General features: G+C 51.5%; 12 protein-coding genes. 9 read left to right on the top strand and 3 right to left on the bottom strand.

The features are described from left to right. The first annotated feature begins 45 nt into the window (after positions 1-45). From ACW9KT_RS19515 to ACW9KT_RS19480, 8 genes are all read left to right on the top strand, one after another. Complete coding sequence (locus ACW9KT_RS19515) at positions 46-1,791, top strand: site-specific DNA-methyltransferase (RefSeq protein WP_457083524.1); 1,746 nt, start codon at positions 46-48, stop codon at positions 1,789-1,791. A gap of 117 nt (positions 1,792-1,908) precedes the next feature. Next, a complete protein-coding gene (locus tag ACW9KT_RS19510; RefSeq protein ID WP_457083522.1) occupies positions 1,909-4,272 on the top strand; it encodes a DEAD/DEAH box helicase family protein in 2,364 nt (787 codons plus the stop codon). A gap of 65 nt (positions 4,273-4,337) precedes the next feature. Then, on the top strand, positions 4,338-4,553 hold the full coding sequence (locus ACW9KT_RS19505) for a DNA modification system-associated small protein (RefSeq protein ID WP_457083520.1): 216 nt from the start codon (positions 4,338-4,340) through the stop codon (positions 4,551-4,553). An 18-nt stretch (positions 4,554-4,571) separates the two neighbouring features. Continuing rightward, entirely contained in the window at positions 4,572-5,720 is a 1,149-nt protein-coding gene (locus ACW9KT_RS19500; RefSeq protein WP_457083518.1) for an AAA family ATPase, read from the top strand. Further along, on the top strand, positions 5,704-6,276 hold the full coding sequence (locus ACW9KT_RS19495; RefSeq protein ID WP_457083516.1) for a hypothetical protein: 573 nt from the start codon (positions 5,704-5,706) through the stop codon (positions 6,274-6,276). Before ACW9KT_RS19500 ends, ACW9KT_RS19495 begins: the two co-directional genes overlap by 17 nt. 35 nt (positions 6,277-6,311) lie before the next feature. Further along, on the top strand, positions 6,312-8,318 hold the full coding sequence (locus ACW9KT_RS19490) for an AAA family ATPase (RefSeq protein ID WP_457083514.1): 2,007 nt from the start codon (positions 6,312-6,314) through the stop codon (positions 8,316-8,318). 24 nt (positions 8,319-8,342) lie between these two features. Beyond that, on the top strand, positions 8,343-9,947 hold the full coding sequence (locus tag ACW9KT_RS19485; protein ID WP_457083512.1) for an ATP-binding protein: 1,605 nt from the start codon (positions 8,343-8,345) through the stop codon (positions 9,945-9,947). 87 nt (positions 9,948-10,034) lie between these two features. After that, entirely contained in the window at positions 10,035-10,619 is a 585-nt protein-coding gene (locus tag ACW9KT_RS19480; protein WP_457083510.1) for a hypothetical protein, read from the top strand. Positions 10,620-10,913: 294 nt separating this feature from the next. Here the strand turns inward: ACW9KT_RS19480 and ACW9KT_RS19475 are convergent, their stop codons facing one another. Continuing rightward, positions 10,914-12,506, bottom strand: coding sequence for an amidase family protein (locus ACW9KT_RS19475; RefSeq protein WP_457083508.1), 1,593 nt, complete (start codon positions 12,504-12,506; stop codon positions 10,914-10,916). Positions 12,507-13,260: 754 nt separating this feature from the next. Here ACW9KT_RS19475 and ACW9KT_RS19470 point away from each other — a divergent pair. Then, positions 13,261-14,229 (top strand): site-specific integrase, encoded by a 969-nt coding sequence (locus ACW9KT_RS19470; RefSeq protein WP_457083506.1) that lies wholly within the window; start codon positions 13,261-13,263, stop codon positions 14,227-14,229. Between the two features lie 155 nt (positions 14,230-14,384). Here ACW9KT_RS19470 and ACW9KT_RS19465 read toward each other — a convergent pair whose 3' ends face one another. Both ACW9KT_RS19465 and ACW9KT_RS19460 read right to left on the bottom strand, forming a co-directional pair. Beyond that, positions 14,385-15,623 carry a hypothetical protein gene (locus ACW9KT_RS19465; protein ID WP_457083504.1) on the bottom strand — a complete coding sequence of 413 codons (1,239 nt, stop codon included), beginning with the start codon at positions 15,621-15,623 and terminating at the stop codon, positions 14,385-14,387. Positions 15,624-15,940: 317 nt separating this feature from the next. Beyond that, a complete protein-coding gene (locus ACW9KT_RS19460; RefSeq protein WP_457083502.1) occupies positions 15,941-16,597 on the bottom strand; it encodes a hypothetical protein in 657 nt (218 codons plus the stop codon). Positions 16,598-16,713: the final 116 nt, after the last annotated feature.

The following is a 16,713-nucleotide window of genomic DNA, read 5'->3' as shown; positions in this document are numbered from 1 at the left end:
TCCGACCACTTGCGGCGGCTTATTTTTTATTCGATTTCCACTCCTTTGACTCCTACCGCCGACCTCCGCGCCCGCCTGCTCGATACGCCCGGCCTCTCCGATGCCGACCGCGCCCAACTGAATAACCTCTTCGACCGCCAGCAGCAGTACGGCTTAGTATGGGAAGAAAAACCCGAAAAAGTAGAAGAGGACTTGCGCCAGTATCTACCTGTTCTCGATGAAGTGCCTGAGCGCGCCATAGTAGCTACTGACTCTACCGCTCCTCAGCACACCCTCATCGAAGGCGACAACCTACATGCCCTTACTGTTCTCAACTACACTCACGCTGGCCAAGTCGATGTCATTTATATCGACCCGCCCTACAATACAGGCAATAAAGATTTTATTTACAACGACCATTTCGTGGACCGGGAGGATAACTACCGTCATTCAAAGTGGCTATCATTTATGGCCAAGCGCCTCAAGCTTGCCAAAAAACTGCTTAAGGAAACCGGGGTAATTTTTATCTCAATTGACGACAATGAGCAGGCACAGTTAAAGCTGCTTTGTGATGGGATTTTTGGCGAGGAAAATTTCGTGGCAAACGTAATGTGGCAAAAGAAATATGCTGGTTCCAATGACCATAAAACGATTGCACCAATGCACGATTTTGTTCTAGTCTATAGGAATACAGAGCAATGGCAGAGACGTTTAGTGGCGAGAAGTGACAAAAACAATTCTCAGTACCGTCACGAGGATGAAAAGGGAGTATATCGAGCTGATAATTACACTTGTAATAAGTCAGCTGAAGAGAGGCCTAACCTATATTACCCTGTTATCAATCCAAATACAGGCGAAGAGATATGGCCGAAGAGAACTGCGGTTTGGCGCTATAGTAAAGAAAGGCACTCTCAGAATGTCGCGGAGAATCTGGTGTATTGGGGGAAAGAAGGTACTGGGAAAACACCAGCATTTAAAAGGTATAGGGATACTCTGGCTGGAGGAGGTGGAACAGTTCCTAATACTTGGTGGGACCATGAGTTTGCAGGTCACAATGACCAAGCAAAAAAGGAATTACTTGAATTATTTGACGAGGCTGAAAAAAACCAACTATTCAGCACACCTAAGCCTACTTCACTCATTCATCGTGTATTACAGATAGCTTACGATTCAGATGCGCTCGTCCTTGATTTTTTCGCTGGCTCTGGCACTACGTTACACGCTACAATGGCGTTGAATGCGGAAGACGGCGGTACACGTCGTTGTATTCTGGTAACGAACAATGAGAATAATATCTGCGAGCAGGTTACCTACGAGCGTAACCGACGCGTAATCCAGGGCTATACTACCCCTAAGGGAATGGTTGTGCAAGGGCTATCCAACAACAGCTTGCGTTACTATCGTACAGCCCTTGCCGAAAGTAGCCGCCGCGTAGAGCACAAGCGTGCCCTAGTTCGCCGCGCCACCGAACTGCTCTGTTTCAAAGATGGTTGCCATTTCCCATTAGTGTCCGTGCCCGCTCACTCTGAGCTTTGCCTCTTCGGCAATCAGCCAACAGCCAGCATGCGGTTTGTGCTCATGGTATATGATGAGGCAGCCGTTGGTGCCGCCGTTGACTTACTCGATGCTCTGCTACCTCCCGCGGGTACAATATCGGCCGTGCGTGCTTTCGTTTACGTCTTCGCCGATGGCCATGACCCTTACACCGACGACTTTGAGCCCGTCGCCGGCCGTGGTGCAGAGCTTTGCGCAGTGCCCGAAGCCCTACTACAAGCTTATAAAAAGGCCCGTACAACCAGCCGGGTAGGGTAGTTGTGCTGTCGTGCTTCTGCCAAAGCAGCCGAACGAGCATGACAGTTAAATTTTTATAGGCTTCTACCTTTCATTTTTCCGGCCTCACCACCCGCTACGTCGTCCCTACCCGATTTCATGCAACTCCACCAGCTCCCTTATCGCGACGAAGCCGTGCGGCTGCTCCGGCACAAAACCGTAAAACTGCTCGCCTACGGTACGTTCCGCCAAAAGCTCATCTTCAAGGCACCCACCGGCTCCGGAAAAACTGTCGCGCTGGCGCTGCTGCTTCGCGACCTAGCCTCCACGCTCCCCGTCGAGCTCACCCTCCCTGCCAACCGGCGCAAGGTGGCTTATCTGTGGTTAGCTCCCGGTCGCCTGCACGAACAATCCCTCAAAAGCCTTTCCCGGTTCTTTGATAGCACCCGTGAGGTGCGAACGCTTGATTATGATGCGCTTGACGCATCTGCTGACTCCGTGTTGGAGCCCAACGACGTGCTGTTCCTCAATTGGGCTAGCGTAAATCAGGACAACCGCCGCCTGACCACGCCCAACGAGCGTGGCCACACCATTTGGCGACTCCTTCGCAATACCGAGCTCAACGGCACCGAGCTGGTAGTCATCATTGATGAAGAACACCTTGAAGCCACCCGCGGCCCCAAAGCCGAAGCTTTCCTGGTTCAGGTAAAAGCTCGGTTGGAAATCCGCGTATCAGCGACGCCCCTCAGCAACTCACCACACTACGTCGAGGTCGACCGTCAGGACGTAGTGAAGGCCGAGATGATAAAAAAAGGCGTAGAGCTAAATCCTGCTCTCGTCCGGGAAGAGCAAAAAGGCCGCGCTCTGGAAGTGGTGCTGCTGGAAAAAGCCCTTATTCGTCGCCAGGAGCTGGCTGCTGCCTACGCCGCCCAGGGCACCAATATCAATCCCTTGTTGCTCATTCAGCTGCCCAGCGACAGAAAGCAGATAACTCAGGAAGACCGTGACATTCGGGCCACGGTAGAGCAATACCTCACCGCCATGTACGGCATCAACGAGGCCAACGGCAAGCTGGCTATCTGGCTCAGCGGCGAAAAGGAAAACCTCGACGACATTTCCCGAGACAACAACCCCGTGGAAGTGCTGCTTTTCAAGCAGGCCATTGCCCTCGGGTGGGACTGCCCGCGTGCCTCTGTGCTGCTCATATACCGCGAACTGAAGCAGGAAAACTTTGCCGTTCAAACCGTTGGGCGCATCCTGCGCATGCCCGAGCAGCGGCACTACCCCGATGAAAGCCTGAACGTGGGTTACGTATATACCAACCTCAATCGCGACCTCATCAAAATAGTGCCCGAGTCGGCCGACTATCTGAGCCTGTCATGGGCCGAGCGCCGTGAGGATATTTACCAGCCCCTGCAGCTGCGTTCATACGCCGCCGGCCGCCGTACCGAGCGCAACCGTATTGGCTACCGCTTCAAAGAGGCACTGTTTGCTGTAGCCCAGGAGAAGTTTGGCCTCACCCAAGATGTCGTGGCCGGCGTGCCCTACGAAGAGGGTAACCGCCGCGCTGTACAAGCTGGCTTCATTAACCTGAACGTGCAGGAGCTGCCCATTGTGGTGCCCACCGATGTGCATCTGGACGGCGCTGATGTGGAAGCGGTACAAGCCACCCACAAGGAGCGGTTTGCCCATACCCCCGACGAAATTCAGAGCCTATACGAGCATTTTTGCTATCGCAATTGTGGCGACTACCAGCCTGACGCCTCTCACGAGCGGGTCCGCCTGCATCTTAAGCTATGGTTTGAAGAATGGCTCGGGTATTATGAGCACGAGGCCTACCGCATTGTCTTGCACAATCAGCAAGCCTTCACCGACCTGCTAGGGGAGGCCCGGAGCAAATACAAAGAGATTATGGCCGAGGCTGCCCACGACCGCCGTCGTCAGCTCGACCAGCGTGACGATTGGGAAGTGCCCACGCCCCGCCGCCACGCCCCTCAGGACGTGTATTTTGAAGCACCTAAGTCCATCATGCAGCCCGTACTGCTGCGCCAGCGCGACCCGGCTAAGCCCGACGACTTAATGGACAGCCGCACCGAATTCCAATTCCTACAGCTGCTGGAAGCTGCTCCAGGCAGCGCCGTGCAGTGGTGGTACAAGAATGGCCAGCAGGGCACCGAGCATTTTGCCATTCCTTACTACCTCACGCCTCAAGCGGAAATAGACGGTGACGCCGACCTTTTCTACCCGGACTTCTTGGTCCTCTTCGGCGACGGCACCCTTGGCATATTCGACCCCAAAACAGCCGGGTCTGACCCCACCGCTGTGCTCAAGCACAATGCATTGGTTAAATACATGACTGAGCAAAATGCCTTAGGCAAACGCCTAGTTGGTGGCATTGTGCTACCTCACGAAGGCAGCTGGCGGTACTCACAAGGCCCTATTACCAGCGACAAAGACCACCTGCATACATGGTCCGTATTGAAGCTAACGGCATGGGCTTGTGCGGCAGTTCTTGCCATATGACCGTTGTTTGCACCAAGCCCCGCCGTGTTCTCTCATCTATCCAAAAGTAAGTCACTTTACAGCACATGAATAAAGGACTCGACGCTACGTTCGTCCACTACGGTATTCGCAAAGACGACCTCGCCCTCATCAACCGTCTCGCTCAAGAAGCCGGCCTCCCCGAAGATTGGCTCGACGGTGTGCTCAAAGCCTACCACGAGAAAAAGGTCCGCAACGAACCCTTAGAAGACAAGGACATTCAGCGCCTGCTCAACGAGCAGCTAGATAAAATAGGGCAGTAATATTTATAGATTTAGGCTATGTTAAAGCGCCTGTTTATCAAGAATTTCACCGTTTTCGCTGAGGCCGAATTTGAGTTCGGCCCAGGGCTGAACGTGGTGGTTGGTACCAACGGCACTGGCAAAAGCCATGTCCTGAAGTTGGGCTATGCGGTTTTAAAAGGTTTAGTAGGCCGGTTGATAGAATCGACAGCACATGATACTTCTGATGCTACAAATAAGCTAAGTGGTACTTTATCGCAAAGAATCTACGATTCATTCTTAGGAAATGTCTTATTAGAAATTTTCCGTCCAGCCCCAATGCAATTGGGTGAGCTTGTTCGGCGCGGGAGGGAAGACAATGAGGCATCAGTGAATTTTGAAGTTTATGATGAAAGGATAGATTTTGGAAGTTTCACCTTTGACCAGTCACACGCAAAGGAGTCTCCCCTTGTTCATTTAAAACCTTCGCCATTAGCGATAACCTCAAAAGAAGTTGGCGCTATGAAGCGAAAGATTTTGCATCCAGTTTTCATACCCGCAAAAGAGGTTTTAACATTCAGTTGGATGTTGCCTGCCTCCGGTCAAGTGATACTGCCATTAGATGAAACATATTTGGATTTGCTTACTCAACTTAGCCGCCTACCATTGCGGCAACCTGAGTCGACAGTACTAGTGGCCCTCGATAAATTAACTAAGTTATTAGGAGGGAAAGTTGAAGAAGAGGGCGGACGCTATTATTTGACTGCCCCTAGAGAGAAAAGGATGGAAATGAATATGGTAGCAGAAGGTCTACGCAAATTCGGAACGCTACAGAAATTGCTTTCTAATGGTAGCCTTACTCCCAAAGCAACACTTTTTTGGGATGAACCAGAAGCTAACCTTAATCCGGCACTGCTCAAGAAACTGGCCGCAGTACTAGCTGAACTCGCTCAACAAGGATTCCAAATTATTTTAGCTACACATAGCCTGTTTCTTCTTAAGCAATTTCATATTCTCAGTCGCCAAAAGGATACTCAGCCACTACCAATTCGATATTTCGGTCTAAATGCCAGCCCAGGTGAATCCACTCGAGTAACCATGAAGGAAGATTTCGAGCTATTGCCTGACATTGTAGCACTCGACGAAGAAATTGACCAGGCAGATAAGCTCACTATTGTATTCTCCCAAGACGATGCCAACAATAAGTGAGAAAGATGTTGATTTTGATTTTTTGCCAGCGTGGGAAGTAACTCAATATGATGAAGTAGGCGGCTTTTACCGACAGACTGTAATTAGATACGTGCAGAATATTAGGGGCATGGACATTGTGTGTCGGCCTTCAGGTGACGCTCGGGTTGTTTTCATTGAGGCAAAAGATTACCGAAAAGAGCCCGATGCAAAGCAGACGCTAAATGCAGTACTTCAAGAGTCTGTTTTGCGCAAAACACTGAGTACGATGGCTGGCCTTTTTATTGCCGAGAGAGTTGATAATGATGGCTTACGGCCCATGGCAATATTAAAAAAAGCAACGCCAATTGAAGTGGTGCTTTTTATTGTTGAAAAGCCCACGCCTGGTTTGTCGGCCCACTCACCTACAGCGTTTAAGTTGCGGTATGCTAACAGGGTTGCGGGCCGTAACGATTTAGAGCAGAAGCTTACTGCCATATTAGCTCAGTGGGGAGTAAGTTTTCAACTTAGGGGCTCACCTTCTCCATTGGTTCTTCCGACCACTACAACCGACGGTTGGTCGGTGCGCATCAATTAGTCTACCTTAAGCTACCTCAGTAGTTCCCCAAATTCATGCTCCTCAAACGCATTAAAGCCCAGCATTTCAAAACCTACCAAAACCTGGACTTAGACTTGACCGTGCCAGACGACCGCCCAATTATCCTTATTGGCGGAGCTAATGGCGGAGGCAAAACCACTCTGTTTGAGGCTATTTACGGTGGACTATATGGTCTTAAAATTAAGACAGCCCGCGACTTTGAGCAGTTGCTCAATGCTGGTGTAACAGACCGTGACAAAACCCGGATAGTGCTTGAGCTACACTTCGCGGGCAAGGTGCTGCAGCAAGAGCAACAGTACATTCTCACACGAACGTACCTGCTTAATCCTGCACAACAGCCGATGGAGTCTGTGACGTTGAACATGGACGGCAACTTATTTACCTATGGTTCAGCTATGGCCCCGGCTGACCGCAAGCGAGCCGAAGCCGAGGTGAACAAAATCATCAAGGCCAACCTACCTCAAGAGCTCAGTCGCTACTTTTTGTTCGATGCGATGGAGTCTGGCAACCTCCTCAAGCAGGACCAGCTCAACCTCGTTATTCGGGAGAATATCGAGAACGTAATGGGCTTCCAGAAGTACGCTCAACTAGCCCACGGGGCCGAATTGTTAGTGCAGCAGCATACCGCTAGTCGGCTGGAATTGGATAAAGAAAAGGAAGAGTATAAGCGCCTCACGGCCGACAAGCAGGCCCTGGAAGAGAAAATTACCAAGCACGATAACCGGCTGCTGCAAAACCGCCGCTATTCGGTAGAGCATCAAGACACCTACCAGCAGCTGCAGAGCGGTCTTAATGCTGAGGAAACGCTCAATCAGAAAATAAAAACCATTCAGGGCCAGATGCTCAGTACGCTCGAACGTCAGCGCACCTACCGCGAGGGTGTCGACAGCTTTGTGCGTAGCCTCGAAACCCATGTGGGACTGCCACAACTGCATCAGGCATTTCGAGCTGAAATAGGGTTGGTAGTGCAAAGTCAGCAGCAGCAGGAGGACCAGCGCGGCCAGCAGCTCAGCTCTGACGTGCTCGAGCGCCTCATAAATCAGCTGCTCACTTATCTGCAGGAGCGCCGAATCCTGACTGCCACGCCCCCAAATACGGCTGACCTGGTTCGTCACCTGCAAACCGCTCAGCCCGACCATTCAGCCCCTAACCCTTACGCTTACCTCGATTCCTCCGAGGTGCGGGCCCTCACCACGTTGCTCCACTCCAGTTTCGCCAATCCATTCCCGCCGTTGGCGAGCCAGCAGTCCGAGCTACAGGAAGCCCTGGCTACCATTAGCCGCCAGGAAGGCCAGATTGAAGAATACAAAGCCCAGATTTCCGGCCACGACTACACTTTGCTCAAAGCCTATGAACAAAACGAAGCCGATATCAAGCGCATGGAAGTTGAGCTAAAAGGCTTCCGTGACGAGCTAAAAAGACTTACGGACCGCATTCACCAGTTCGATATTCAGGTTGAGAACGAACCCGATCCGCGGCTTGATGCTTTGCAAAAGCTTAGTCCCTTCTTCCGCGAAGTTGCCAACCTGCTCCTGCGCACCAAGAAAAAGCAGATTGAGTCCCAGATGCTGGCCGACCTTAATATGAATTTGGTGGCCTATCAGGGCGTCATCCAACGTGTAGAGCTGTCTGAAGAGCTGCGCGACCTTACGTTCCGCCTTTATCACACTGCTGGCAACGAAATCTACCTCGACCAGCTCAACACTGCTTCCAAACAGGTAGTAGTGCAGTGTCTTCTCAAAGCCCTGCACGAGTTTGGCGACTATGACCCACCCGTTATGATTGATACTGTAATGGGAGTACTCGACGAAAGTAGCCGTGCCACTATGTTGGAAAGCTACTTCCCCCGTGTTTCGCACCAAACCATTTTGCTCAGTTCCGACAGTGAAATCCGCTTGGGCAGCGACCTGGAACGCATTCGTCCTTTCCTAGCGCGCACCTACACGCTAGCCCGTGATAAACAGAACCAGTGCACCGAGGTATGTCCGGGTTACTTTGGTGAGTACCCGGTCCTCTTTTAACCCTTATCTGCCGCCGTTTCGCATATGTCGCAACCCAATACGCCAAATCCTATTCGTTTCATTGGCATCCGCCAGGCCGATGAAGTCACGGCTCATACCACCGCCTTACGCACCCGTTTAGAAACGCGCTTAAACCTGCCCGAATACCGGGCCGAAACCAAGTTGGTGCCCGTAAGCATGAACCTAGTACAGCGCTTGGGTTTGATGGCTGGCCTAAGCCTGACGGGTACCCGCGACCCGGCGGCGGCGGCGGCCCTGCGCATTACTTCCACCTTCCACGATACGGTATTTTCGCGCAATGATTACCAAGCACTATTTTCTGCGCTACTGAAACTGCGTTACCCTACTACCACCGAGTGGGAAACCGCCGCGGTGCGCGACCGCATTATTAACTACGAAATGCTGAGGGGCCTGGAACACCTAAGCCAAGCCGAGAATCTCGATTCGTGGTTGCTAAATACTGCTACCGGTCTACGCTCTGATGTAGCCGGACAGGTACCCGCCGTCAATCTTCATATCGGCAGCTACGAAGGCGACATCCCCGCAACTTTAGCACTGAATAGTACTGACGTTACGAATACCCAAATTCTGATTGCTGGCAGCACGGGTTCTGGCAAGTCGAACCTGTTGGCTGTGTTGTTGCAGCAACTGCGTGGTTCCACAATTGAAACCGCTTTCCCCATCAACTTCCTGCTGTTCGATTATAAAGGCGAATTCTCAGACCCTGCCAATGCTAGTTGGCTCGATCAGTTTGAAGTTGACCAGGAATGTCTGCTTGACCCTGTTCAGCAGCCGCTGCCATTCTCACCCTTCAAAAACTTTGAAGGCAAGCCACAGAATGCTATTAATCTCTACGCAACTGAGCTGAGCGAAGCTTTCAAAGCCCTGGACCGCGCCAGCATCAGCGCCAATATGGCCAACAACCTTACGCAAGCCGTTATTACCGCCTATAAAATCACGGCTGGGTTGCCCATCTCTTTTCCCCTTATCGAGAAATACTACGCGTCTTTACTACCACCCAAAGACGTTGCGAAGATGGATTCCATCCGCTCTATCCTGCAGCAGCTTATCCGAAGCAAGCTATTCCGCGACACAGATGACGTTGACCTTATTCACCGCAGCTTAATTGTCAAAATGGATGGATTTCCTAAGGACGGAGCTGTCGCCAAAGCCATTGTATACTTCACCATTTCCAAGCTTAATAACCTCTATGAGGAGCTGCCTAAGCAGCGCGTCAGCGGGGGAGTAGTTGAGCTTCGGCACTTCACTATCATCGACGAAGCACACTACATGCTTGATTTTGATAACCGACCCTTGCGTAACCTCATTGCTGTGGGCCGCAATAAGGGCCTGAGCATCATACTGGCGACACAGAATATGGAAAGCTTCAAGAGCGAGTATTTTGACTTCTATGCTAACGCTCAATACCCCTTACTGATGAAGCAGCAAACCATCAATGATAAGATTGTAAAAGACCTGTTCGGCGTAGCCTCCGGCGCTGAGTTCAACGAAATCAAGCAGGCCATCTCCGACTTAGGCAAGGGTGAGCTTTTGATTAAAAATGCAACTGCCGCAGCACTTGGCATGGGCAAAAAATACAAGAAAATCCGCGTAACTCATCTGATTTAAAGTCTGCAATATTTAATGTCGGACTTAGCAATTCTAGTGCTTGAGCAGCCGTGGGATGTGCCCACAGGCGGTACGCGTCGACTCACAGTGCTTCCTTTCTTTGAGGGCTTAGAGAAGATTCATCGTGGAATAGCTGTGTATTACTCTACTTTTCATGATGCCCAAGGTATTAGAGCAGCTCTCAGAGCCGACTTGCTGCAAGCCCGCGAACCAAGACAAGTTCTCTACATAGGTTCCCATGGGAGCCGGGGCAACGTCGGAGGTGTGCGTTTGGACGTGCTTAGGCGTATCATGGATGAGTACAAAGACCAAATGAAACGGGTTGAGGGAATAATTATTAGCTCTTGTGAAGTTTTTCAATCACCGCAGGACCTATTGAAACTGATTGAACCTACTAACCTGCGTTGGGCAGTAAGCTATAGCTGTTCAATTGGCTGGTTTGATAGTCTGGTTATTGAATTAGCCCTACTTAACGCTTTAGCTGAAGAACCAACTCCCGCTTACCGCCTTTCACAAGGTCGATTAAAGGAGTTTTTTCAGCAAGCATTTTGCCTGATTAACAGCACACACCAGTTTGAGTGGAATGGCAAAGGCACTATTGCCGAACATTTGCTGATTGCTATTAAAGCGCGGGCTAACGCCATTCCCTTTCTATTGCAGCCTTTCGAATAACATGCACTAGACTTAGTATGGTGTTAATTCGGGTCACTGGCCTAAATACTAGCTTTCTTCTCGTAGTACTCTGTGCTTTAAGCGAATACAGGTGCACCATAACCTCATGAATATTGTGAGGCTATTCTAGCTTCGCCATATATTAAATTCCTGATTGATTATGCAGAGCAATTCTCAAAACCAGAAATATGAGTCAGACCTAGGTTTGAAGCTTTGCTACTCAGTGGTTAAATCATTTTTTACAACTCATTATACTCATCGTTCAACCTATTCTTTACGTCATTAACCTTAGCTTTACTTTCTCTTCACTAGGGGCAATGCCGGAAACAAGGCGGGCGATTTTCTGTGCTTAGTAGCTTGCTCGTAGGCAAAAGTATACTGGATCAGCGTGGCCTCGTCAAATGATCGGCCTAGGAACTGCAGGCCTGCCGGTAGGTTATCGTAGGTATAGCCCATAGGCACGGTGAAGGCGGGCTGGCCCGTATGGGGGGCAATGAGTTGGCTGTTATCGCCCTTATATCCCTTCAGGTCGCCAACTTTAGCCGGTGGGTTGTTCCACGTCGGGTAGATCAGCGCTCCGACCTTATAGCGGTCCATCACTTCGGTTACGGCCTGGCGAAAGGCCACACGTTTGGGATCGGTGTAGGCATCCGTGCAGGCCGTCGCGGTGGGAACTTCCGCTTGCTGCTGGTGATAGGTTAAGTTCTCGGCGATGTAGGACGCGAACTTACCCGAAGTAATGATCTGCTGTAGATTCTTGACCGGAGCTGTCGGACCTAAAGTGCTGAGGTACGCGTTGATGTCGTACTGGAAGACCGCGCACCACTGGTCTTTGCTTACCTGCGCAAAGTCGGAAATCTCCACGGGATCAATGATCTCAGCCCCAGCTTTGCGTAGATCGGCAATAGCTTGCTCAAACAAGGCTTTGACATGGGGATCAGGTTTGCGCTCGCTCAAGGTACGCAGCACACCAATCCGGGCTCCTCTTAGACCATCCTTCCGCAAGAACTGCTGGTAGCCTGCTTGTGGGACTTTGTCTTGGCTGTATATAGTCAGTGGATCTGCCGGGTCAACGCCGGCCATTATCTCCAGCAGGCGGGTGGCATCGGCTACAGTGCGCGTCATTGGTCCACCCGTGTCGTTGCGCAAATACAAGGGAGCACTGCCTGCCCGGCTCACCAGACCCAGCGTAGGCCGGAAGCCTACCAAAGCTGTGTGCGACGAGGGGCCGCGAATGGAGTTGCCTGTATCGGTGCCCAGGCCCACGGTGCCCAAGTTGGCCGCCACAGCCGCAGCTGTACCTCCACTGGACCCCGCGGGCACGTGCAACAGGTTATAGGGGTTGAGCGTTTCGCCCGCAATTGAGCTAATCGAGACCATGGGGCTAAAGGCCCACTCGGCCATGTTCGATTTGGCCAGGACTAACGCTCCTGCGTCTTTCAGTCGTTTGACCACGGTGGCATCCTCAGAAGGAAGAAAACCTTTCATGGCCAGCGAGCCGGCTGTAGTCTGCAAGCCAGCGGTGTTGTAATTGTCCTTGACAATAAGGGGAATGCAATGCAAGGGCCGCAGCTTCTTGGTTTTCCGATACTCAGCATCGAGCTGCCGGGCTACTTTCAGCGCCTGCGGGTTGATCACCACCACAGAATTAAGCTTGGTGGACTGGTCGTAGAGCTCAATACGCCGCAGATACGAAATGACCAACTGCTCGCAAGTGCAATTGCCTTTTCGGAATTCTTGCTGGATATCCGCGATAGTCGTCTCCAGCAGAGGAAACTCATCTTTGGCTAGACTGTGGTTCTCAGTTGGAAGCTGATAGCTCACTAACCCGAGGACAGTCACTAGGATCAATAGTAAACTAACACCAAGGGGGAGAACGCGGCGCATGCAGTAAGAAGAAGGTTATTTAACAAAAACTGACTCCCCTAAAGTAAGTAGTTAAAGTGTTGCTGAGTAGCTATGCAGCCAAAACAAGCAATTGATTTTGCGCAATTGATAACCTGTCTCTGCACTGCTTTCTGGTTTAAGAAAAAAACTGGCCATACAGCCAAGACTTTTGATTTAAATAAGGGAATTCATACCGCAAAAGCAGTAAACCTTTACTTGAGTAGTGTAAACCGTAGTGTAAACCAAAAACAAAACAGCCACTCAGCAATGAAGCTAAGTGGCTGTTAATCAACGTGGGAGATACTGGGTTCGAACCAGTGACCCTCTGCTTGTAAGGCAGATTGTCCTGAATACAGATCCGAGCTGCAAACAACGACTTAACAAAGCTTACGGCCTTACTGCTGCCTGTATCAAATAAAGGGCGAATACTAGGTACCCGTGCTTGACATCATCTAGGTACACATAGCGCCCATCATGGCTTCGACTTCTTGCTCCAGTTATTTGTTTGCCTATCGGGCTGGGAACGCACTCGTGATCATGCACACTCGCTGATAGTGAATTTAAACTATGGCGTCGGGGTGCGGCTACACCAAGTTATGCTCACTCTAACCATAACTGATGAAAGTAGGCTGCACAAAGCAACCCCTACAGAGCTTGTTTATTTAATAAGATAAGGACTGATAACGTTCACTTATCAGTCCTTATCTTAGCGGAGCGAAAATGACTACTTTTCGCTGCGCTACTCCTTATTACTATGGCTACCGAAAGTCAGCTGCCCGTTGTCCCCAATCCGTCAGCCGCGCAAGTGCCGGCCCACCTGGTCGACTCGACCCACCGCTACGTCGAGAGTGGCCTGCGCGGGGCGGCCAACACCATCCGCGCCTACGCTGGGGACTGGCAGCGCTTTACGACGTGGTGCCAGCTGCACCAGATGGCCTCGCTGCCCGCACCGGTTGAGGCCCTGGCCGGCTTTCTGACCGAGCTCGCGGAGGCGGGCAAGAAGGTGGCCACCATCCAGCGCCACGCCGCCGCCATCGCCAAAGCCCACGAGCTGGCGGGCCTGGACTCGCCCACGGCCGACCAGAAAGTCAAGGTGCTGCTCAAGGGCATTGCCCGCGAGAAAAAGACCCGCATCAAGCAGGCGGCGGCCTTCTCCCTGGCCTCGTTCAAGCGCACCATTAAAAGTATCGACGTAACGACGCCTACGGGCCTTAGGAACCGGGCCCTGCTGCTGCTCGGCTTTACCGGGGCCTTTCGGCGCTCGGAATTGGAAGCCCTCAATATCGAGGATCTGGCCTTCGACGAGGAAGGCCTGGTGGTTTCGCTCGACAAGAGTAAAACCAATCAAATGGGCCACGCCGAGGAGAAAGCCATCTTTTACTCGCCCGACCTGGCCCTGTGCCCGATCCGCTCCCTGCAGGCCTGGCTCCGGGTGCTGGGCCGGACGGAAGGCGCTGTGTTTGTCTCGCTGCGCAAAAACCAACAGGTCACCGCCCGCCGCATGACCACCAAGTACATCAACCTCATTGCCCAGCAGTATTTAGGGAGTGGGTATACGGCTCACTCCCTGCGGGCTTCGTTTGTCACGGTCTCCAAGCTCAATGGGGCTGATGACTCTAAAGTGATGAACCAGACCAAGCATAAGACCAGTGCGATGATTCGCCGCTATACCCGCCTGGATAACGTGCGTCAGCACAATTCAGCTAAGGATTTAGGCTTATAATGGTTTTAAGGATCAACATGCCCTAAGTAACAATCCTGAGCTTAATAAGGGTAAAATGAGAGCACACAGATAGACCGCTTAATCATCCTATCCCCTGCGTGCTTTCTTAGTAACTGAAGCCGTGGCAAACAGTTGATTAAACAAATTTGACCACGTTAATTTTGCTCCGTTGTTGGCTCCGCTTCTCTCTCGGTTGAGCCGGAATCCTTACCTGCTTCGGCAACGTCTTCTACAATGGTTATGAGTACAGGGCATATGGCGTAATTCCCCGAGGAAAGGGTGAGCAGAACTTCGCCTTTGTATTCCCCCGCTTGAGCCGCCCCTTTGGCGAGCAGTCTGATAGCCCCTGTCGCTTCGTCCAATTGCATCCACGAAGGCAGCTTCTCCTTTATCTCGACCGCCCTTTGCACAAACCCGTTAAGTCCGGCAAGCACTTGCTGGTCCTCTAGCGTGCTTCTATTCACTCGGCTCTCTTGGGGGTATTTCGGCAAATCATTGTCCGCGCCGGCCGTGTTGCTTCCTGCAGTTCCCGATGCTCCTCGAGGAGGAGGTGCTCCAGCCGAGCCTTTGCTGTCGGGTGTATCTGCATTCTGCACGGAGCGAAAACTGAACTGCTGAGCCAAGGCCGAAATGCTGGTCACTTGGCTGGGGTCGATGCCAAACGGGGCTGGCGGCAATTCGATAAGTTGCTGCGTCAAGTCATTCAGAAACATCTGCGCCGTCTGGTCCTTCCCATCGGTGCCTTTGCCCGTGGTGACGTACCGGTATACGTGCCAGCGCAACGCCAAAAAAGCGTGGTACCTGGCTAAATGAATCGTCAGGTTTGACGTCAAACTCAGAACTTTGGGGGTAACTTGGCAATATGTCACCATCACGACCATGGAGAGAAAAAGGGTCGTTAGAAGCTGCTTGGCACCGTCCCACCCCGTGGGCAAAATAAAAAAGGCCGCGATAGCTCCTCCCAATGAGGCCAGAATGAGCGTGCTGGCCAAGGCGTACTGTAAGGAAGTAATGTGCACTAAAATGTCCTGATGGTGCAAACGACCAGCGTGCAGCTTGTCCCAAATGGGCTTCAATGCACTCAGTATCGGTCTATCTTTCATGGCGGCATCCAGTACCTTGTTCATGTCGGGCTCCGCATCTTCCAGCCTGTGCAGGGTATCCATCGTTTCGCGTCGCCACTGGTAGTACTGCCACAAACTGTATGCCTGCAAGCCCAAGACCGCCAATATCGCCACACGGACTTGAGCAGCATTCTTTGTTATGTCTTCTATCCAGTACCAGCAGAACGCGCCAGCTACTAGAAATACGATGGCACAAAACCATTGCTTACTAGCATCGAACTTGTAAAGGTTTGTTACCGGGTACCCCCGTTCATTTTCCTGAGTTGCCATAGTGGTAAAAACTTGGATGAGTGTCTGTTCTATTCGAATAGTAGCTAAGTTGCTTATGATTCACCGTTCCAACACACCGCGCTAGAAGTGATATCGCTGCTAAAGATTTCGATGGGGCTACTTAAGCCCCATTGGTGTCAGCACGGGTGTATGGTTCTTATTCCTTGGACCGCTGAGGAGATCAACCATTCGGTTAGCAGTGAGGAGCTGAGGAATTGCCGTACGGCCACCCCCTTAGCAATCTAGCGTTGCACCGACATAAGCTATTACTTCGATGATGGAAAACTGCCTCTGAAAACCAAGTGCTATACTGTTATTTACGCGAGGATTTCAGCCAGTTCGAGTCTTTGGGGAATCGTTGAAAACATCGCCAGTTCGTGTCCGACAGGCGCCGACAGTAACGGAACGACTTTGACGGGGACCTCCAAGTATTTGTTAGTGGAAGCGAACGTGTCGCCGATGTTATAGGGCGGCGTCATGTCGCGCAGCAATGTGCCCTCGACCCGCATTAGTTCATCGTCTTTGTTCCGCTTCATGTTCCCGGCCAACAGACCCGTAAGCGCGCTCAAAACCGTAGTGGCCACGGCGATGGTTGGGTTGACGCCCCGTAAAAGCTGCAATATTCCCTTTGCCTCCTCCGACGAGAGCAGCTCTTCGACCGTACCCCCGATGTCGCGCAGGTTTTGGTCGTCTTCCATGAACAGAACGGAGTAACTGACAAAACGACCCGGGTTGCCGGGCCCATAGATTAAACGCCCTTGCCCACCAAATTCAACCCAGGACCACTGCCGGACGTTGGGGAACCGGTGGGCATTAAAAGTGAGGGCCGACAGCGGGTTGTTCGTGCCACTCTCGTCCAGGGCCAAGGAAATGAGGTAGGGCTGGTTCATGGGCAATGGTGCATCCGCCGATTTGCGCATCCGAAAGCGGGGGATGGTTACGGCAATCTCGTGTAGAAAAGGATCAAATGTCATGACTGCAAGTGTTAAAAGGTGAATAGGATATGGGGAAGCACCGATTTCTATCCGCAGTTTCGTTTTTTAAAATAGCAGCTGCGGAAACATAAAAATTCATCTGTAATTATTAGCGG

The sequence above is a fragment of the Hymenobacter sp. HD11105 genome (assembly GCF_054051685.1).
The sequence above is the reverse complement of the archived record's forward strand: the minus strand, read 5'-3'. Positions and strand labels throughout refer to the sequence as shown.

Bases quoted from the DNA above. Each gene is read 5' to 3' on its own strand.
- ACW9KT_RS19510 (WP_457083522.1), top strand. From the start codon at position 1,909: ATGCAACTCCACCAGCTCCCTTATCGCGACGAAGCCGTGCGGCTGCTC.
- ACW9KT_RS19505 (WP_457083520.1), top strand. From the start codon at position 4,338: ATGAATAAAGGACTCGACGCTACGTTCGTCCACTACGGTATTCGCAAA.
- ACW9KT_RS19500 (WP_457083518.1), top strand. From the start codon at position 4,572: ATGTTAAAGCGCCTGTTTATCAAGAATTTCACCGTTTTCGCTGAGGCC.
- ACW9KT_RS19495 (WP_457083516.1), top strand. From the start codon at position 5,704: ATGCCAACAATAAGTGAGAAAGATGTTGATTTTGATTTTTTGCCAGCG.
- ACW9KT_RS19490 (WP_457083514.1), top strand. From the start codon at position 6,312: ATGCTCCTCAAACGCATTAAAGCCCAGCATTTCAAAACCTACCAAAAC.
- ACW9KT_RS19485 (WP_457083512.1), top strand. From the start codon at position 8,343: ATGTCGCAACCCAATACGCCAAATCCTATTCGTTTCATTGGCATCCGC.
- ACW9KT_RS19475 (WP_457083508.1), bottom strand. From the start codon at position 12,506: ATGCGCCGCGTTCTCCCCCTTGGTGTTAGTTTACTATTGATCCTAGTG.
- ACW9KT_RS19470 (WP_457083506.1), top strand. From the start codon at position 13,261: ATGGCTACCGAAAGTCAGCTGCCCGTTGTCCCCAATCCGTCAGCCGCG.
- ACW9KT_RS19465 (WP_457083504.1), bottom strand. From the start codon at position 15,623: ATGGCAACTCAGGAAAATGAACGGGGGTACCCGGTAACAAACCTTTAC.
- ACW9KT_RS19460 (WP_457083502.1), bottom strand. From the start codon at position 16,597: ATGACATTTGATCCTTTTCTACACGAGATTGCCGTAACCATCCCCCGC.